Origin of the sequence: Pseudomonas sp. WS 5021 (assembly GCF_012985535.1) — a bacterium.
GTDB lineage: Bacteria > Pseudomonadota > Gammaproteobacteria > Pseudomonadales > Pseudomonadaceae > Aquipseudomonas.
Genome location: NZ_JAAQWP010000001.1, coordinates 1374461 through 1393436, shown reverse-complemented (window position 1 = coordinate 1393436; position 18976 = coordinate 1374461). Strand labels below are relative to the sequence as shown.

The window sequence follows — 18976 nt, the reverse complement described above, 5'->3', positions numbered from 1 at the left end:
AGCACCCACACGAATTGCTTGATTCAGTTGTTAAAGAGCGGTTGGTTAAGATCTTTCGTCTCAACCGAGGCGCGCATTCTACAGCAGCCTCATTTGCTGTCAAGTGATTATTTTCAGAAGTTTCGAGATTTTCCTCAACAACTTCAACCACTTGCGCCTTCGATCTCTCGTCAGCGGGAGGCGAATTCTACAGCGTTACACGCTGCTGTCAACACCTCTTTTTCAACTTCCTTTTGGCTTCGATGAACTGAAGCAACCTACTGCCGAAAACTACATAACTCTTTGTTTACCAAGGAGTTTTCCGTTTCGACTGCGCCGGAAGTGGGGCGAATTATAGACTTCTAGAATCTGCCGTCAACCATTAATTCAATTTATCTATCGAAGACCCCGAACCCCCTCAGAACCCTCTCTTTATAGAGAGAAGAACCCACTAATTGAGCAATATATTGCTCAATTAGTGGCAGTTGATCATCATAGTGCCTTCTGCCTCTATATGAACCTGGACGAACACCCCCAATGACCACTTCATCCCGCAGCCTGGGCTCGGCACTATTCCCCGTCGGCCTACTGCTGATTGCCATGGCCTCGATCCAGTCGGGCGCCTCACTGGCCAAGAGTATGTTCCCGATTGTCGGCGCCCAAGGCACCACCACGCTGCGCCTGGTTTTTGCCAGCATCATCATGCTGCTGTTGCTTCGTCCCTGGCGCGCAAAACTCACCGCCAAATCACTGCGCACCGTCATCGTGTATGGGATGGCGCTGGGCGGCATGAACTTCCTCTTCTATATGTCATTGCGCACCGTTCCCCTGGGTATCGCGGTGGCCCTGGAATTCACCGGCCCACTGGCCGTAGCCATCTATGCTTCGCGCCGCGCTGTCGACTTCCTGTGGATAGCCCTGGCCATCGTAGGCCTGCTGCTATTAATACCGGTTGGTGAAGCCAGCCAAGGCATCGACCTGACCGGCGCCGCCTACGCACTGGGCGCGGGCATCTGCTGGGCCCTCTATATTTTGTTCGGGCAGAAGGCCGGCGCAGACAACGGCGTCCAGACCGCCGCCCTCGGCGTGATGATCGCCGCGCTGTTCGTGGCCCCTATCGGGATCGTTCACGCCGGTAGCGCACTGCTGACACCCTCGCTGATTCCAATCGCCATTGGCGTGGCGATTCTTTCCACCGCCCTCCCCTATACCCTGGAGATGGTCGCCCTGACCCGACTGCCCGCACGCACCTTCGGCACCCTGATGAGTATCGAGCCCGCATTCGGCGCGCTTTCGGGGCTGTTTTTCCTCCAGGAATACCTGTCCCTGGCGCAATGGCTGGCGATCGCCTGCATTATCATGGCCTCCGTCGGCGCTACCCTGACCATGCGCAGCCAGTCGAAGCCAATCGTCGCGGCAGATTGAGACAGGATTTAACGAAGCTCTGGTATTTGCCGCTCAATTAGGCCATGTTTAGTCTGTAACTCAGTGTCAGTCATGGAGATTTTCGAATAGGGACATCCACGGACGCTACACTTGAGAGCGAGCAAAGCCAGCATCGGGCATTCCAACGGCGCGGCTATTAAGGATGGTAATGAAGCGAATTTTGATAGTGTTTGTCGTGATCGCCCTGGCTGGGTGTGCCGCGACCACCAAGACAGAAGTCAAACGCGGAAAGAAAGGGTTGCATATCAACTGCTCTGGCCTGTCCTCCTCCTGGGACCAGTGCTACACCAGCGCAGCCAATTCGTGCGGCAAGAAGGGCTACCGGGTCATCGCCAAGTCCGGCGACAACACGGAAGAGCCGGGTGATTATCCCTTCGGTATCAACCCTGCCGGCTATACCAGCCGCAGCATGATAGTGCTCTGCAAGTAAGAGCTCATTGCTGGGTGATTCTCTGGCTGAGCTCTTTATAGCTCGATGAAAGCACCTGCGCTTGAACGTGCGGGTCAACCATCATCCTGGCAACCACCAGCGCCCCCACACACTGGGACAAAATGGCCCAGGCCAGGCTGTCACTCTCCAACGTCCGCGCCCAGTTGGCCTGCAGCCGACAGATCCACGCCTGCGCCTGCTGACGTACAGCTATATCCGCACGCGCAATATCCGCCCCCATGCTTGGCAACGCACACCCGTCCTGCACCTGCTCTACGTGGGCCATGCTCAAATAGATCTTCAGGCACCGCCCCAGGCGCTCGCGACTCTGCACTTCCCCCGCCCCCAAACGCTCAAGGCTTTGGCTCAATTCGCGCTCGACGATTGAACCGAACAGCGCATCCTTGGAGGAAAAGTGGCTATAGAACGCGCCCCCACTCAAGCCAATGGCTTTCATCAAGCCGTCTACACCAACGCTGGCAAACCCTTCTTTCTTGGCCAGTGCCGCGCTGCTCTGCAGAAGCTTGTCTCTGGTTTGCTGCTTGTGACTGACTGAATAGCGCATTGCCTCTCCCCCAAAATACATGACCTTGACGCCTGTCGAATCGTAGCATAACGTTCGTTTAGTTAACGATCGTTTACCCAAGGATCTGCCATGACTGAGAATAAGAAAATCGTACTGGTCGTCGGTGCAGGCGATGCTACAGGCGGCGCCATCGCCAAGCGTTTTGCCCGTGAAGGTTATGTCGCCTGCGTCACCCGGCGCAGTGCCGACAAGCTGCAACCCCTGGTGGACAGCATCCAGGCGTCCGGCGGCGAAGCCCATGGCTTTGCCTGCGATGCACGCAAGGAGGACGAGGTGATCGCGCTGATCGAGCAGATCGAACACGAGCTGGGTCCGATTGAGGCATTCGTGTTCAACATCGGCGCCAACGTGCCGTGCAGCATCCTCGAAGAAACTGCGCGCAAATATTTCAAGATCTGGGAGATGGCCTGCTTCTCAGGCTTCCTCAATGCCCGGGAAGTGGCCAAGCGCATGGTGACGCGCCGGCGCGGGACGATCCTGTTTACCGGTGCCACCGCCGGGCTGCGCGGCGCAGCGGGATTTGCCGCCTTCGCCGGGGCCAAGCACGGCATCCGCGCCCTGGCCCAAAGCATGGCGCGCGAACTGGGCCCGATGAACATCCATGTGGCCCACGTGGTGGTGGATGGCGCCATCGACACTGACTTCATCCGCGACAACTTCCCCAGCAAATACGCCCTCAAGGACCAGGACGGCATCCTTGATCCCGCGCATATCGCCGATAACTATTGGCACCTGCACAGCCAGCCACGGGATGCCTGGACCTTCGAGCTGGACCTGCGCCCCTGGAACGAAACCTGGTAAGCACGCCTACATAACAATAAGCAGCGAGCATCCGACATGAGCAAAACCCTGGAATTCTTCTTCGACCTCGGCAGCCCCACCACCTACCTGGCGTACACCCAACTGCCCGGAATCTGTGGCGAAACCGGCAGCCAACTGGTGTACCAGCCCATCCTCCTGGGCGGCATTTTCAAGGCCACCGGCAACGCCTCGCCCATCACCATCCCGGCCAAGGGTCGCTACATGCTGCAAGACCTGGCACGCTACGCCAGGCGCTACGATGTGCCCCTCAAGTTCAACCCGCACTTCCCCATCAACACCTTGACGCTGATGCGCGCCGTCACCGGCATTCAGCTACGCCAGCCAGAGCGCTTTGTCGACTTCATCGACTGCCTGTTCCAGGCGTTATGGGTGGAGGGGCGCAACCTCGGTGATCCGGCAGTCGTCGCGCAAGTCCTGACGGAACACGGCTTCGATCCGGCAAAGGTATTGGAGCTGACTCAGGATGAGGACGTAAAGGACGCCCTCAAGCGCAAGACCGAAGAGGCGATTGCCCGTGGCGTGTTTGGTGCGCCGAGCCTGTTTGTCGATCAACAACTGTTCTTTGGCCAGGATCGCCTGGACTTTGTCCGCGAAGCCTTGAGTTAAAATCTGCAAGCCGCTCGCAGGCCACGCCTGCGAGCGGCCGGGCCTTATATAGCGGCCGTGCGCAGCTGCAACCATTCCAGCGCAGCGCCACTGAGCAACGGGCTCAGGCGTTGACGCACCTCGCCATGGTAGTCGTTGAACCACTGCCGCTCCTCGGTCGTCAGCAACGACGGCACCAGGCAACGGGTATCGATTGGGCACAGCGTCAGGGTTTCGAACTTGAGGAACTCGCCAAACTCGGTCTTGCCCGCCTCTCGGTTGAGCACCAGGTTCTCGATACGTACGCCCCAACGGCCCGGGCGGTAGGTACCCGGTTCAATGGAGGTGATCATGCCCGGCTGCATTGCGGTTTGCGGCGCGGCTGCGGCTTGGTACGCAATCACCTGCGGGCCTTCATGGACATTGAGGAAGTAACCCACCCCGTGCCCGGTGCCATGACCATAATCCACGCCTTCGGCCCAGAGCGGCGCGCGAGCGATGGCGTCCAGCAAAGGCGAGAGGATGCCCTTGGGGAATTGCGCACGCGACAGGGCAATCACCCCCTTGAGCACCCGCGTGCAATCGCGCTTTTGCTCCTCGCTCGGCGTACCGATGGGCACCATCCGCGTGATATCAGTGGTACCACCCAGGTACTGGCCGCCCGAATCGATCAACAACAGGCCATCACCTTCGATGACTGCATGCTCTTCTTCGGTGGCGTGATAGTGCGGCATCGCGCCATTACTGTTGAAGGCGGCGATGGTATTGAAGCTCAACGACACGTAATCCGGGCGCCGCGTACGCGCGGCCGTCAGGTGTTCGTCAATCGTCAACTCGGTGATGCGCTCGCGGCCCAGGGCCGAGTCCAGCCAGGCGAAAAACTCGCACAAGGCCGCGCCATCCTGCTCCATGGCCCGGCGAATATGCTCGGCGTCCGCCAGGCTTTTACGGGACTTGGCCAGCGTGGTCGGGTTGAGCCCTTCCACCAGCTTGACCCCACTGGCCAGGTTATCCAGCAACCCTGCGGTCACGCGTGCCGGATCAACCTGCAGGCTGGCACCGCTCGGCACCTCCCCCAGGGCCGCGGACACTTCGCTGTAGTCACGCAGCGTCACGCCATCGCGCTCCAGCACCCCACGCAACTGGGCATCGACCTTGCCGAGGGCCACAAACAGGGTGGCCTGCTGCTGGTTGATCAGGGCAAATGACACAAACACCGGGTTGAACGAAACATCTGCACCGCGCAGGTTGAACAGCCAGGCGATGTCGTCCAGGGTGGCAATGAAATGCCAATCCGCGTTCTTTTCTTTGAGGCTGGCGCGCAGTGCCGCGAGCTTTTCGCCACGGCTGACCGTGGCCTGGGGTGGCAGGTGCTGATAGATCGGCTGGTTTGGCAGGGCCGGACGGTCGGTCCAGACCTCGTTCAACAGATCGATATCGGTCCGCAGGCGCGCCCCCCGCTCAGCCAGTTTGCCGCCCAGGGTGCGGGCGGACGCAACGGCCATCACCGCGCCGTCCACCGCCACTACGCCGCCTTCCGGGGTTTGCTCACCCAGCCATTCCAGCGGGCCGGGCTGCCCTGGTTGCAGCTTCACCAACTCGATGCCGCTGCCGTTGAGCTCCTTGCTCGCCTGCTCCCAGTAACGGCTGTCAGCCCAGACCCCGGCAAAATCAGGCGTGACGATCAGCGTACCGACCGACCCATGAAACCCCGACAACCACTGCCGCCCCTGCCAGTAGCCCGGCAAGTATTCGGACAGGTGCGGGTCGGCCGATGGCACCAGCAAGGCATCGATGCCCTCCCGTTTCATCAACTCGCGGGTATGCGCCAGGCGCTGGGGAACCGTTCCATGGGTCAAAGGCTGCGTAGTCATCATGTCTCCTGCTAACCACTCATAATTGTTATGTGTTTCAAACTGCCCAGAAGGCCGGTGCGCTGGCCAGCGAGCGCTTGATCAATTGCACCGCCTGATCGATATCCTGCGCGGTGGTAAACCGCCCAAGGCTCAGGCGAATGGTGCGACCGGCGCTGCGCGCATCATGCCCGAGGGCAAGCAGAACATGGGACGGCGCATTGCTTGCCGAATTGCAGGCAGAGGTCGCCGAAAACGCGATACCGGCGCTCAAGGCCGCCGAGTTGAACTCACCTTCGCTGAACGTCAGGCTCAAGGTGTGAGGAATGCGCTGGGTGGCGCTGCCGTTCAGGCGCACACCGGGAATGCTCAGCAATTGTTCAAGCAGACGCTGGCGCAGGGCGACAATACCCGCCGACTCTTCGGCAAAAAATTGCCCCGCCAACGCGAAGGCGCTGCCCATGCCGGCGATCTGGTGTGTTGCCAGGGTGCCCGAACGCAACCCGCCTTCATGGCCGCCGCCGTGGATCTGCGCCGTGACGTTCTGCTGCGCCCGCGGCCCGACATACAACGCGCCGATACCCTTGGGGCCATACAACTTGTGTGCAGAAAACGACATCAGGTCGACCGGCCAGCGCGCCAGGTCGATCTCGACCTTGCCGGCGCCCTGCGCCGCATCCACATGCAACAGCGCCCCATGCTCACGCACCCGCGCGCCAATGGCCGGGATGTCGTTGAGCGTACCCAATTCATTGTTGACCAACATCAACGACACCAGGAACGTGTCTTCCCGCAGTGCCTGGCTGACGGCCTCGGCGGTGATCAGGCCCTCGGTGTCCGGCACCAGGTAGGTCACGGCAATCCCGGCTTCCTGCAACTGGCGCGCGGTATCCAGGGTCGCCTTGTGCTCGATCTGGCTGGTGATGATATGGCCACCGGCCACACCCCGCGCCTGGGCCACACCCTTGAGCGCAAGGTTGTTGGATTCGGTAGCGCCTGAAGTCCAGACGATCTGTTCGGCCTGGGCCCCAACCAGTTCCGCCACCTGCCGGCGCGCCTGCTCGACCGTGTGCCGGGCCTGTTGGCCAAAGGCATGGGAGCTGGACGCAGGGTTACCAAAGTTGGCGTTGAAACCCAGGCACTCGATCATGACCTGGATGACCCGCTCATCCACCGGTGTGGTGGCGGCGTAGTCGAAATACAAAGGACGTTTATTCATGACGTTAAAGACCCGCAGAGCATGTTCCCGAGAGCAGCGTCCCAGGGGCAGCGATCAGTACAGAGATCGTCAGGTTAACCCGATCGGATGCCGTTAAAGAATTTAAAAGTGCGTAGGAACGCTCCTGAAATTGAGCTTAACAGGCTCGATGAAAAGGATGGAAAACAAAAAGCCCGAAGTTCCTGCGGGGAACCTCGGGCTCGGGACCACAGCCAATGCTTTTAGCTGGGGCGGTCATGCAACATCACGTTGCGTTCGGCATTCATTTCGCCCTGGCGATCAAAGCCAAACGGCTTCTGCGACCGGCCAGCCAGCTCGGCTTTCTTCTGTTGATATTCGTCAAACGACAGACCACGACGATTGAGTCCCTCCATCGCCAACTGCCTGGTTTCCTCGGCGGTATACGGGCGCAGTTCGGGGCCTGGCTGGGCGGCACAACCGGCAAGGAAAGAGGCAACCAGTAACAAGGCAACAGAGAGGGTGTGGTTCATGGCAAAGGTCCGGCGAATGGGGCGTCAAGGCAATGAACACAGGCTACTCCTGCCCCCTCCCAGGGAAAAATCATCCGCTGTGATAGTCGCTATCAGCCAATCCTGCATATTCTTTACAGGTCTATAAATAGAGAAATACGTTCGTTTACGGAATAAACAAGACGCTCTATAACGGTCCCCCAACGCCGCAACTGTTGTTTACACAACTGTTGGCCAGGCGACACTCTCTGTTGAACATCGCTCAAGGACTTGTCATGGATGTTTTCTGGTTCCTTCCGACCCATGGCGACGGCCATTTCCTCGGTACCACCCAAGGCGCTCGCCCGGTCACCCTCAACTATCTGAAACAAGTAGCCCAGGCCGCCGACAACCTCGGTTACCACGGCGTGCTGATTCCCACTGGCCGTTCCTGCGAGGACTCCTGGGTGATTGCCTCGGCGCTGGTGCCCCTGACCGAACGCCTGCGTTACCTGGTGGCGATCCGCCCTGGGATCATCTCGCCCACCGTGTCCGCGCGCATGGCCGCCACCCTTGACCGCCTGTCCAATGGCCGCCTGCTGATCAATGTGGTGACCGGCGGCGACCCCGATGAAAACCGTGGCGACGGCAGCTTCCTCGACCACAGCGAACGTTACGAGGTGACCGATGAGTTCCTCAAAATCTGGCGTCGGGTATTGCAGGGCGAATCCGTCGACTTTGAAGGCAAACACCTGAAGGTGCAGAACGCCAAGGCCCTTTATCCGCCGGTCCAGAAACCCTACCCGCCACTGTATTTCGGTGGTTCGTCCGATGCCGCCCACGACCTCGCCGCCGAACAGGTGGACGTGTACCTGACCTGGGGTGAACCACCGGCAGCTGTCGCGGAAAAACTCGCCGATGTACGTGAACGCGCGGCGCGCCATGGGCGCACCGTCAAATTCGGCATTCGCCTGCATGTGATCGTGCGCGAAACCGAAGACGAGGCCTGGAAAGCGGCAGCCAGGCTGATCGAGCACATCAGCGACGAAACCATTGCCGCCGCGCAAAAATCCTTCTCGCGCTTTGACTCCGAAGGCCAGCGCCGTATGGCCGCCCTGCACGATGGGCGGCGCGACAACCTGGAAATCGCCCCCAACCTGTGGGCCGGCGTCGGCCTGGTACGCGGTGGTGCCGGCACCGCCCTGGTGGGCAACCCGCAGCAAGTGGCCGAACGGATCAAGGAATACGCCGACCTGGGCATCGAGAGCTTTATCTTCTCCGGCTACCCGCACCTGGAAGAGGCCTATCGCTTTGCCGAACTGGTGTTCCCGCTGCTGCCCGAACCCTACGCCAGCCTGGCCGGACGCGGCATCACCAACCTCACCGGGCCGTTCGGCGAAATGATTGCCAACGATGTACTGCCTGCCACCGCCAAAGCCTGAACCAACCTTTGTAGGAGCCGGCTTGCCGGCGATGGCGATTTGTCAGTTACGCCGCTATCGCCGGCAAGCCGGCCCCTACAGTGGGTCCTCAGTGCATTTGATTTTTTCAGGAGCTGCGCGTGACAGCCAAACCCCATAGCGTCCTGCCGTCCCCCTTGCAGACCGCCAAGCTGCTGGCCGCCGAGTTCGCGCTCAGCGCCGTGGAGCGTGACGAGCGCGGCGGCACGCCCAAGGCTGAGCGCGATGCCCTGCGCCACAGTGGCCTGCTGGCCCTGAGCATTCCCACCCAGTACGGCGGCCTTGGCGCACGCTGGAGCGAAACCCTGGAGATCGTGCGCGAGTTCGCCAAGGTCGACAGCTCCATCGCCCATGTCTTCGGCTTTCATCACCTGATGCTGGCCACCGTGCGCCTGTTTTCCCGCCCGGAACAATGGCAACCCTGGTTCGAGCAGACCGCCCGCAAGCACTGGTTCTGGGGCAACGCCCTCAACCCGCTGGACACCCGTACGGTGGTCAAGGACTTTGGCGGCTGGCGCGAATTCTCCGGCAAAAAAAGCTTCTGCTCCGGCGCCAGCGATTCACAAATGTTGATCGCCTCGGCGGTGGATGAAAGCGCCGGCGGCAAGCTGTTGATCGCCGCCATCCCTAGCGGGCGCAGTGGCATCACCGTGCACAACGATTGGAACAGTATCGGCCAACGCCAGACCGACAGCGGCAGCGCCAGCTTCGAACGCGTGCGGGTCGAAGAATCTGAACTGCTGCTCGACCCTGGCCCCCTGAGCACGCCCTTTGCCTGCCTACGCCCGTTGATTGCGCAATTGACGTTCACCCATATGTTCCTCGGGATTGCCGAAGGCGCGTTTGAAGAAGCGCGCAACTACACCCTCGCCGAGACCCGGCCCTGGCACAAATCCACCGTCCAGGATGTGCGTCAGGACCCATATGTGCTCAACCACTACGGCGAGTTCTGGGTCGCGCTGGAAGGCGTGCGCCTGCTGGTGCAGCGGGCCGCCGAGCTGCTGGACCAGGCCTGGGACAAGGGCCCGGCCTTGAATGAACAGGAGCGCGGGCAACTGGCGATTGCCATCGCCACGGCCAAGGTCGCCGCCACCCGCAACGGCCTGGAGCTGTGCAGCCGCCTGTTTGAAGTCACCGGCGCCCGCTCCACCCATGCCTCGCTGCGCCTGGATCGCCATTGGCGCAACCTGCGCACCCAAAGCCTGCACGACCCGGTGGACTACAAACTCCACGAACTGGGCGACTGGGCCTTGAACCAGTCCCTGCCCACGCCAACGTTCTATTCCTAGAGGTGCCCATGCAGCTTTTGACCCTCCCGCCCTCGCCCGCCCTCGCCACGTCGATTCGCGCCACCGCGCAAGTCTTCGAAGACCCGAAATCCCAGGCCTTGCTCGCGCATATCCAGCAAGTGGCCCCCAGCGAAGCCAGCGTGCTGATCATCGGCGAGACCGGCACCGGCAAAGAGCTGGTGGCCCGCCATATCCACAACCTCAGCGCCCGGCGCAACCGGCCCTTCGTGGCGGTCAATTGCGGGGCGTTTTCCGAATCCCTGGTGGAAGCGGAGTTGTTCGGCCATGAAAAAGGCGCGTTCACCGGTGCCCTCAGCGCCAAGGCCGGCTGGTTCGAAGAGGCCGACGGCGGCACCCTGTTCCTCGATGAGATCGGTGACCTGCCCATGGCCATCCAGGTCAAGCTGCTGCGCGTTTTGCAAGAGCGCGAAGTGGTGCGCCTGGGCTCACGCAAGAGCATTGCCATCGATGTGCGAGTGCTGGCGGCGACTAACGTGCAATTGGAAAAGGCCATCAACGCCGGGCATTTCCGCGAGGACCTGTATTACCGCCTGGACGTGGTCAGCCTGGAACTGAGCCCGTTGCGCGAACGCCCCGGCGATATCCTGCCCCTGACCCGGCACTTTATCGACGCCTACAGCCAGCGCCTGGGCTACGGCCCCATCACCATCAGCCCCGAGGCCGAGCAAAAGCTCAAGAGCTACAGTTGGCCGGGCAACATTCGCGAACTGGAAAACGTCATTCATCACACCTTGCTGATATGCCGCAATGGCGTGATCGAGCGCGATGACCTGCGCCTGTCGAACATGCGCATCGAGCGCCAGGACGATAGCCAGCACGGTGTCGACAACAGCGCCGAAGCCTTGTTGGAGCGGGCCTTCCAGAAGCTGTTCGACGAACAGGCCGGCGCCCTGCATGAGAAGGTCGAAGACGCATTGCTGCGTGCAGCCTATCGCTTCAGCCACTACAACCAGGTACACACCGCCAACCTGCTGGGCCTGAGCCGCAATATCACACGCACCCGCCTGATCAAAATCGGCGAACTGGCAGTCAACAAGCGCCGCCCTGGGGCAAACCTGCAGGGCGAACGCATGTTGCACCTATCGATATAGGTTGGCGCTGCGCTCGGTGCAATCGTGCGCGCCGCTGCTTGATGAAATGTTCAGGGAGCCGTGACAGTCGTCGGCTAGCCAGAGGCCACGAAAGACCTGGCCTATAGTGAAAAGACCGGAAAAACCGGCCCCTGGCAACCTTCAAGGAGAGCGACATGAGCGTCAAACCTATCCCCGAGGGCTATCACAGCATCACGCCCTACCTGGGCATCGACAAGGCCGCGCAAGCCATCGAGTTCTACAAAAAAGCCTTCGATGCCACTGTTTTCATGCGCCTGGACATGCCCGACGGCAAGGTCGGCCATGCCGAGCTGCGCATCGGCGATTCACCGATAATGCTGGCCTCGCCCTGCGATGAAATGGCCTTCGCCAGCCCAGGAGCGCACCCCACCAGCGTTGGCCTGCACCTGTATGTGAAGGACGTCGACGCCCAGTACAAACAGGCGATCGCGGCAGGCGCCATCGCGATTTCCGAACCCAAGGATCAGTTCTACGGCGACCGCTCTGGGACACTCAAGGACCCCTTCGGGCATGTCTGGTTCCTCGCCACCCATATAGAGGAGTTGACCGAGGAACAGATTCGCCAGCGCGCCAAGGACCTGTTCGCATAACCCCCATCACCTGTAGAAACCGGCTTGCCGGCGAAAAACCCGGGAACAACGCGGGGCAGCCAATACCCAGCGTTATCGCTGGAGATTTTCGCTGGCAAACCAGCGCCTACAGGGCGCTTGTTGCGCATCGGAAACATTTGCTTTCATTTGCGTCTTAGGGTTTTGCGATTCTCATCCGTCTTAACTTAGATACAGCCCGTCGCGTAAGCAAAAGCTACGACCGGCCTTTCCCGGGCCTCCTCTGCCCCCCTCCGATCAAGACCCCCATAGACATGTCGAAGAAGTCACGCTCCAAACTCTGGTTTCTCGTACACAGCTGGCTGGCGTTGCCCATCTGGTTCTTCGTACTGATCGTATGCGTTACCGGGACCCTGGCGGTGGTCAGCCAGGAAATCGTCTGGCTGGTCAACCCGGAAATGCGCGCCAGCAAGCCGTCGGACGATGCCGAACTGCTCACCTACGACCAGATCCTCGCCGCGATCAAGCAGGCCGAGCCCAAGGCCATTGTCGAGTCCATCGTCCGCCCGGATGAGTCGCACTTTGCCCTCGACGTCGACATCAGTTACCCCGACGGCCGCTCCGTAGCGGTCTACGTCAACCCGTACACGGGGGTTATCCAGGGCATCAGCCCGTCGTTCAACTTCCGCCAGTTCACCCGCGCCCTGCATGGCTGGTGGCTGGTGCCGTTCACCAATGGCTTTAGCTGGGGCTGGTACCTGGTGTCGTTCCTCGGGCTGCCCATGCTCGCGTCGCTGGTCACGGGCCTGGTGGTCTACAAACGGTTCTGGAAGGGTTTCTTCAAGCCGACCCTGCGCTTCAAGCATGGGGCGCGGATTTTCTGGGGCGATTTCCACCGCCTGAGCGGCATCTGGTCGATCTGGTTTATCGCGGTGATTTCCATCACCGGCACCTGGTTCATGATCCAGGCGATTCTTTCGGACAACCAGATCACCATCTCCAGCGAGGCCATCGTGCCGGTGATTTCCCGGGACAAGGTGCCGCTGTCGGCCCCAGGCGTACCGCCGCCCATGATTGCCCTGGACGATGCCATCAACATCGCCACCCAACGCATCCCAGGGTTCGAAGTCAGCTTCGTCGGCCTGCCGAGCAATGCCTACAGCCACTTGAGCATCGGCGGCCGCGGCTGGTACCCGCTGATGTTCCAGACCGCCGACATCAACCCATACAACGGTGAAATCGCCGCCACGCACCTGCTGTCGGACCGCTCGGGCCTGGAGTTCGTCACCGAATCCATGCGCCCGCTGCACACCGGCGACTTCGGCGGGATCTGGATCAAGCTGGTGTGGTTCTTCTTCGGCCTGTTGCTGAGCATGATGGTGCTCAGCGGTCTGTTGATCTGGAGCAAGCGCACCGCCCTGGCCACGTTGCACGCTCTCAAGCGCAGCGCCAAGGCCCCGCGCAACACGGCGCCGGCCAATCCTGTCGGCGCCATGCAGGCTGAAACCTCGGAGGGCAAATAATGAGCAAGGCCACCACCGTTCAGGCGCCCTCGCCGCTGCGCGCCTTCTGGCTCAAATGGCGCTTCCACATCAATATCCTGCTGTTGCTGGTACCCCTGGGCTTTATGCCCAAGTACTTTGCCGACGCCGCGCTGTTTCGCGGCGACAGTGGCCTGGGCGAGCGTGAGGTCGGCGAAGTGCAGGTCGGCCCGTGGAGCATCACCCTGGCCGAGCTGCGTAATGAAGCGCCCCGCCCCAATCCGGCCGGGCCGATGAAATCCTTCAATGCCGCCCTGTGCGCCACCTGTGGCGAGCAGGTCAAGGCCACCTACCTGCGCATCGGCAAGCCTCGCAGCCTGCGGGCCGCCGGGGTGATTTTCTTCGGCACCCCGTACCGCATGGGCGCCGCCCTGCCCATCCCTGAACGCACCCCACCCGACGCCGAACTGTGGATCACCATGGAAGGCTGGGACGGCAGCATGCAGCAGGCCTCCATTCCCTTGAGTCAGGCATCGCCTGCCACCGTCGCCTGGTTGAACAAGCAAGGAGTTAAACCATGACTTTACTGCGCCTGACCCGCGCCTGCGCCGCGCTGATCCTCAGCCTGGGTGCGAGCAACTACGCCCTGGCCCACAACCCGATGTGCGAATGCAAGGAAATCCCCGGCGAGCAGATCCAATGCACTGGCGGTTTTTCCGACGGCAGTGGCGCGCCCGGCGTGACCCTGGATGTGATCGGCTACGACGAGACCATCCTGGTGCCCGGCAAGCTGGGGGCCGACTCGACGCTGACCTTCAAGAAACCTGCCAGCGAGTTCTACGTGCTGTTTGACGCCGGTCCCGGCCATGTTGTCGAGATCGACCAAGCGGATATCCAGGCACCATGACCGGCACGAGCCCAGGCAGCACCCAGGTGGTCCGGCCCGCCGGCGCCGGCCATGAAACCCTCTACGTCCTGCTGCTGTGCCTGATCATCCTGGCCGTCGCCGGCACCGTGGTGTCCCTGCATGGCGAAACCCAGACCGTCGAGGCCGTGGCCAGCCACCAACTGGACGCGCGCCGTGACCTGAGCGCCGCCGAGCAAGGTATCTACGCCGACCTGCGGGTGACCCTGGATGAAATCCAGTTGCTGGAGCAGGAACACAGCGCCCTGCCGACGCCCGCGCAACTGGCCGAAGAAGGCTTCGCGCCCTTCGCCCAGGACGCCAGTTCGGTCAGCCGTGGCGACCATCGCTGGCAGTTGCTGGCGCCTTCGGCGTACCTGGGCTTGAGCCAGGCCAATGACACCAGCGGTTCGCTGCTGATGCGCGTCAACGGAGCCGAGCCGGATATCTGGCTCAACCGCAGCGCCAACCTGGCTGCCCCCACCGACCTGAGCGACCAGGGGTTGATCGCCGCTGGCTGGCAGCAGGTCGTTGCGCAATTCGACGCTGGCGTCACCCGCCAGCATCGCCACTGAATTCACGCTGTTTCCGAGAGAAGATCGATTACCCATGTCTATGTCATCTCCCTTGCTCCGCCTGCTGCTGGTGGGCCTGTTCAGCGTCCTGCTGACACCCCTGGCCAATGCCGAGGCGGCCAAGCGCCTGCGTATCGGTATCACCCTGCATCCTTATTACAGCTACGTGGCCAATATCGTCGGCGACAAGGCCGAAGTGGTGCCGCTGATTCCGGCCGGCTTCAACCCCCACGCCTACGAGCCGCGCGCCGAAGACATCAAGCGCATTGGCACCCTGGACGTGATCGTGCTCAATGGCGTGGGTCATGACGACTTTGCCGACCGCATGATCGCCACCAGCGAGCGCCCGGACATCCCGGTGATCGAAGCCAACGCCAACGTGCCGTTGCTGGCCGCCACCGGCAACGCGGCCCGCGGCGCCGGCAAGGTGGTCAACCCGCACACCTTTCTGTCCATCAGCGCGTCTATCGCCCAGGTCAACAACATCGCCCGGGAACTGGGCAAGCTCGACCCGGACAACGCCAAGACCTACACCCAGAACGCCCGCGCCTATGGCAAGCGCCTGCGCCAGATGCGTGCCGATGCCCTGGCCAAGCTCACCAGCGCGCCCAACGCCGACCTGCGCGTGGCCACGGTGCATGCCGCCTACGACTACCTGCTGCGTGAATTCGGCCTGGAAGTGACCGCCGTGGTCGAACCGGCCCATGGCATTGAGCCAAGCCCGAGCCAACTGAAGAAGACCATCGACCAACTGCGTGAACTGGACGTGAAAGTGATTTTCTCGGAGATGGATTTCCCGTCCTCCTACGTCGATACCATCCAGCGTGAGTCGGGGGTCAAGCTGTACCCGCTGTCGCATATTTCCTACGGTGAATACAGCGCCGAGAAGTACGAAGTGGAAATGACCGGCAACCTCAACACCGTGGTCCGGGCCATCCAGGAGTCGGGGGCATGACGGCGGCTGAACACCTGAGCGTGGCCAGCATCGGCCCGACGCTTGAATTCGATAACGTCTCGCTGACCCTGGGCCGTACCGCGATCCTCGATAACGTCAGCTTCCAGGTGCGACCGGGCAGTATCCACGCCCTGGTCGGCCCCAACGGCGGCGGCAAGAGTTCACTGATCAAGACCCTGCTGGGGCAGACACCACACCAAGGCCAACTGAGCCTGCACTGGCCGAACACTCCCGGCACCATCGGCTACGTGCCCCAGGCCCTGGAGTTCGACCGTGGCCTGCCGATGACCGTTGACGACTTCATGGCTGCCATGTGCCAGCGGCGCCCGGCGTTTCTCGGTGTGTCCCGGCATTACGCCGGGGCGATTGGCGAGGCGCTGGAGCGCGTGGGCATGCAAGACAAGCGCAAGCGCCGGATGGGCGCGCTGTCCGGCGGCGAGCGCCAGCGTGTACTGCTGGCCCAGGGCTTGATCCCGGCGCCGCAACTGCTGGTGCTCGATGAACCGATGTCGGCCCTCGACGAAGCCGGGATCCAGGTGTTCGAACGCCTGCTGGGCGACTGGCGCCAGGCGGGGATTACCGTGCTGTGGATCGAACACGACCTGGAGGCCGTGGGCCGCCTGGCAGATCGCGTCACCGGCCTGAACCGCCGCTTGTTGTTCGACGCCACGCCCAAGGAGGCACTGACCCCGGAGCGCCTGCTGACGCTGTTTTCCACCCACCCACGGAGCGCAGCCCAATGAGCTACGAAGCCTTTCGCTTGATGGTCCAGGGCTGGGCCTCGTCCGGCTACCTGCCGGAAGCCCTGGCCTATGGGTTTGTGGTCAACGCCCTGCTCGCCGGCCTGCTGATCGGCCCGGTACTCGGTGGCCTGGGCACACTGGTGGTGGTCAAGCGCTTTGCGTTCTTCTCCGAAGCTGTCGGCCACGCCGCACTCACCGGCGTGGCCGTGGGCATTCTGCTGGGGGAACCCTACACCGGGCCTTATGGCAGCCTGTTCGGCTACTGCCTGTTGTTCGGCATCCTGCTCAACTACCTGCGCAACCGCACCGGCCTGGCCCCGGACACGCTGATCGGCGTGTTCCTCTCGGTGTCCCTGGCGCTGGGCGCGAGCCTGTTGCTGATCCTGGCGGGCAAGATCAACGTACACATCCTGGAAAACGTGCTGTTTGGTTCGGTCCTGACTGTCAACGGCAATGACCTGCTGGTGCTGGCCGTTGTCGGCTCACTGGTGATGGCCCTGGCGTTGCCGCTGTACAACCGCATCATGCTCGCCAGCTTCAACCCGCAACTGGCCGCCGTGCGTGGCGTGGCGGTGAAGACCCTGGACTACCTGTTCGTGATCCTCGTCACCCTGATCACCGTGGCGGCGGTCAAGGTCATCGGCGCGATCCTGGTGGGTGCCCTGCTGGTGATCCCGGCCGCTGCGGCGCGCCTGTTGAGCCAGTCGCTCAAGGGTTTTTTCTGGATCTCGGTGGTGATCGCCACACTCAGCACCCTGTGCGGGATTCTGCTGCCGATCATCTTCGACCTGCCCATCCCGTCCGGCGCTGCGATCATCCTCGTCGCCGGCATCGCCTTCGCCCTGGCCGCCATCGCGCGCGGCACGGTCCCCAGCCTGAAAGGGAATCTCGGATAATGCGCCCTGTTCTACGCCCCCTCGCCCTGGCCATCGCCTGCCTGATCAGCACCCCGCTGCTGGCGGCCGGCACCGCCAAACCGCTGCCGGTGGCAGCTCAATCCGCCAAGCCGGTCAAAGTCCTGGCGGCCCTGCCCGTGACCTTCGGGCTGGCCGAAACCCTGCTCAAGGGCACCCAGGTCAAGCTTGAACGCGCGGCACCGGCCAACCTGCCGGGCTCGCGCCAGACCTCGTACTTTACCGGGCGTGGCGCGCCGGCCTTGCATACCCTGGCGCTGGATGCCGACGCGGCCATCGGCCTGCGTTCGCTGTGGCCGGACGACCCGCTGTACCCGGTGGCCCGGCGCAGCAATATCCGCATCGTCGAAGTGGACGCCGCCCGCCCGGTAGACGGCGGTTTACCGGGCGTGGCCCTGCAACCGGGGACGGTGGATGGCCTCAATAGCCAGCCGTGGCAATCGAGCAACAACCTGGGGCGCATGGCCGATGTCATGGCCGCCGACCTGAGCCGCCTGGCGCCCGGCGCCAAGGCCCAAATCGACAGCAACCTGGCCAGCCTCAAGCAACGCCTGCTCAAGCTGACGGCTGACAGCGAGGCGCGCCTGGCCCAGGCCGACAACCTGAGCGTGGTCAGCCTGAGCGATCATTTTGCTTATCTGGTGAGTGGGTTGAACCTGGAGTTGCTCAGCACCGATCCACGGCCGGATGTCGAGTGGTCTGCGCAGGCGCTACAAACACTGACGACCAGCCTGAAGGACAACGACGTGGCGTTAGTGCTGCACCATCGTCAACCGGCTGAGGCGGTAAAAGCGGCTATCAGTGCAGGGGGGGCGAAGTTGCTGGTGCTGGGTACTGACGGTGCAGACCCGGTGGCCGAACTGGAAGGGAATGTGGATCAGGTGATCAAGGCCTTGGTGCCCTGAAAGCAACGCAATACCCCTGTGTGTGCGAGCTTATGTGGGAGCGGGCTTGTGTGGGAGCAGGCTTGCCCGCGATGGCGGTGTATCAGTCAACTAATCTATCGACTGACACTCAGCCATCGCGGCATAGGTATCTACACAACTCTTTTATCTAGTGCTTATTGGGTTTGTGTACATATCCGTTGCTGCAGTCACGGCCACTTAGGGTTCCGCCCTTACGGCGGGTCACTTTCGAAGAGCGCGAAAGTAACCAAAGCGCTTTTGCCCCACCACTCGGTGCCTCGCCTAGGCTCGGCATGCCCGCAGTCAGGCATTGCTCCGTGGGCCCGCCGCGATCGGCCATCCATGGCCGTGTCGCGGCTACCCCGGCATCCATGCCGGGGCGCCCACTGCGCAATACCTGCCTGCGGCCAGCGTAGTTTAACGGGGCGCCTAAGATCAAAAGCCAGATCAAAAGCAGAGCAACAACAGCAAAGCCAGAGAGCGAAGCTGCTTTCCCCTGTAGGAGCTGGCTTGCCTGCGATGACGCCCGAAAGAACACATCAGAGTATCTGGTATTCATTCGTCATCGTTAACGACCATCGCAGGCAAGCCAGCTCCTACAGGGGTACGCGCACGCCTTGACGATCAGGTCGGCTGTCAGGCCGCCTCGCTTTGCTTGTGATTTTGATCTTAGGCGCCCCGTTAAACCACGCTGGCTCCC

General features: G+C 61.9%; 20 protein-coding genes. 16 read left to right on the top strand and 4 right to left on the bottom strand.

All coding sequences use genetic code 11. The features are described from left to right. The first annotated feature begins 516 nt into the window (after positions 1–516). Complete coding sequence (gene rhtA, locus HBO19_RS06465; RefSeq protein WP_170042854.1) at positions 517–1404, top strand: threonine/homoserine exporter RhtA; 888 nt, start codon at positions 517–519, stop codon at positions 1402–1404. 169 nt (positions 1405–1573) lie between these two features. Then, positions 1574–1855 carry a hypothetical protein gene (locus tag HBO19_RS06460; protein ID WP_169957217.1) on the top strand — a complete coding sequence of 94 codons (282 nt, stop codon included), beginning with the start codon at positions 1574–1576 and terminating at the stop codon, positions 1853–1855. A 4-nt stretch (positions 1856–1859) separates the two neighbouring features. On the opposite strand, the gene HBO19_RS06455 is transcribed toward HBO19_RS06460, so the two are convergent. Next, a complete protein-coding gene (locus HBO19_RS06455) occupies positions 1860–2420 on the bottom strand; it encodes a TetR/AcrR family transcriptional regulator (RefSeq protein ID WP_170042867.1) in 561 nt (186 codons plus the stop codon). A 90-nt stretch (positions 2421–2510) separates the two neighbouring features. Here HBO19_RS06455 and HBO19_RS06450 point away from each other — a divergent pair, with 90 nt between their 5' ends. Together HBO19_RS06450 and HBO19_RS06445 are read left to right on the top strand one after the other, a co-directional pair. Then, positions 2511–3242 carry an SDR family oxidoreductase gene (locus HBO19_RS06450; RefSeq protein ID WP_170042852.1) on the top strand — a complete coding sequence of 244 codons (732 nt, stop codon included), beginning with the start codon at positions 2511–2513 and terminating at the stop codon, positions 3240–3242. A 36-nt stretch (positions 3243–3278) separates the two neighbouring features. Beyond that, positions 3279–3869, top strand: coding sequence for a 2-hydroxychromene-2-carboxylate isomerase (locus HBO19_RS06445; RefSeq protein ID WP_169957220.1), 591 nt, complete (start codon positions 3279–3281; stop codon positions 3867–3869). Positions 3870–3913: 44 nt separating this feature from the next. On the opposite strand, the gene HBO19_RS06440 is transcribed toward HBO19_RS06445, so the two are convergent. The 3 genes from HBO19_RS06440 to HBO19_RS06430 form a co-directional block, all read right to left on the bottom strand. Then, positions 3914–5722 carry an aminopeptidase P family protein gene (locus HBO19_RS06440; protein ID WP_170057082.1) on the bottom strand — a complete coding sequence of 603 codons (1809 nt, stop codon included), beginning with the start codon at positions 5720–5722 and terminating at the stop codon, positions 3914–3916. A 37-nt stretch (positions 5723–5759) separates the two neighbouring features. After that, entirely contained in the window at positions 5760–6920 is a 1161-nt protein-coding gene (locus tag HBO19_RS06435) for an aminotransferase class V-fold PLP-dependent enzyme (RefSeq protein ID WP_170057081.1), read from the bottom strand. Between the two features lie 221 nt (positions 6921–7141). Then, complete coding sequence (locus HBO19_RS06430; protein WP_170057080.1) at positions 7142–7411, bottom strand: hypothetical protein; 270 nt, start codon at positions 7409–7411, stop codon at positions 7142–7144. 254 nt (positions 7412–7665) lie between these two features. Between HBO19_RS06430 and ssuD the strand changes: the two genes are divergently transcribed. From ssuD to HBO19_RS06370, 12 genes are all read left to right on the top strand, one after another. Next, on the top strand, positions 7666–8811 hold the full coding sequence (gene ssuD / locus HBO19_RS06425) for an FMNH2-dependent alkanesulfonate monooxygenase (RefSeq protein WP_170057079.1): 1146 nt from the start codon (positions 7666–7668) through the stop codon (positions 8809–8811). Positions 8812–8930: 119 nt separating this feature from the next. Beyond that, complete coding sequence (locus tag HBO19_RS06420) at positions 8931–10118, top strand: acyl-CoA dehydrogenase family protein (RefSeq protein ID WP_170042847.1); 1188 nt, start codon at positions 8931–8933, stop codon at positions 10116–10118. Positions 10119–10126: 8 nt separating this feature from the next. Further along, on the top strand, positions 10127–11230 hold the full coding sequence (locus HBO19_RS06415) for a sigma-54 dependent transcriptional regulator (protein ID WP_170042846.1): 1104 nt from the start codon (positions 10127–10129) through the stop codon (positions 11228–11230). Between the two features lie 155 nt (positions 11231–11385). Continuing rightward, a complete protein-coding gene (locus HBO19_RS06410) occupies positions 11386–11841 on the top strand; it encodes a VOC family protein (RefSeq protein ID WP_169957228.1) in 456 nt (151 codons plus the stop codon). Between the two features lie 272 nt (positions 11842–12113). Further along, positions 12114–13322 (top strand): PepSY domain-containing protein, encoded by a 1209-nt coding sequence (locus HBO19_RS06405; RefSeq protein WP_169957229.1) that lies wholly within the window; start codon positions 12114–12116, stop codon positions 13320–13322. Then, positions 13322–13861 carry a thiamine pyrophosphate-binding protein gene (locus HBO19_RS06400; protein ID WP_169957231.1) on the top strand — a complete coding sequence of 180 codons (540 nt, stop codon included), beginning with the start codon at positions 13322–13324 and terminating at the stop codon, positions 13859–13861. Before HBO19_RS06405 ends, HBO19_RS06400 begins: the two co-directional genes overlap by 1 nt. Further along, entirely contained in the window at positions 13858–14187 is a 330-nt protein-coding gene (locus HBO19_RS06395; RefSeq protein WP_169957232.1) for a hypothetical protein, read from the top strand. The genes HBO19_RS06400 and HBO19_RS06395 overlap by 4 nt, the downstream gene beginning before the upstream one ends. Continuing rightward, complete coding sequence (locus tag HBO19_RS06390; RefSeq protein WP_170042845.1) at positions 14184–14759, top strand: DUF6162 family protein; 576 nt, start codon at positions 14184–14186, stop codon at positions 14757–14759. The genes HBO19_RS06395 and HBO19_RS06390 overlap by 4 nt, the downstream gene beginning before the upstream one ends. A 34-nt stretch (positions 14760–14793) precedes the next feature. Next, positions 14794–15714 (top strand): metal ABC transporter substrate-binding protein, encoded by a 921-nt coding sequence (locus HBO19_RS06385; RefSeq protein ID WP_029300635.1) that lies wholly within the window; start codon positions 14794–14796, stop codon positions 15712–15714. Beyond that, the gene (locus HBO19_RS06380) at positions 15711–16457 is read left to right on the top strand and encodes a metal ABC transporter ATP-binding protein (RefSeq protein WP_170042844.1); all 747 of its coding nucleotides are present in this window, start codon (positions 15711–15713) and stop codon (positions 16455–16457) included. The genes HBO19_RS06385 and HBO19_RS06380 overlap by 4 nt, the downstream gene beginning before the upstream one ends. After that, positions 16454–17353 (top strand): metal ABC transporter permease, encoded by a 900-nt coding sequence (locus tag HBO19_RS06375; RefSeq protein WP_169957238.1) that lies wholly within the window; start codon positions 16454–16456, stop codon positions 17351–17353. Before HBO19_RS06380 ends, HBO19_RS06375 begins: the two co-directional genes overlap by 4 nt. Continuing rightward, on the top strand, positions 17353–18276 hold the full coding sequence (locus HBO19_RS06370) for a zinc ABC transporter substrate-binding protein (protein WP_170057078.1): 924 nt from the start codon (positions 17353–17355) through the stop codon (positions 18274–18276). The genes HBO19_RS06375 and HBO19_RS06370 overlap by 1 nt, the downstream gene beginning before the upstream one ends. Positions 18277–18976 lie beyond the last annotated feature (700 nt).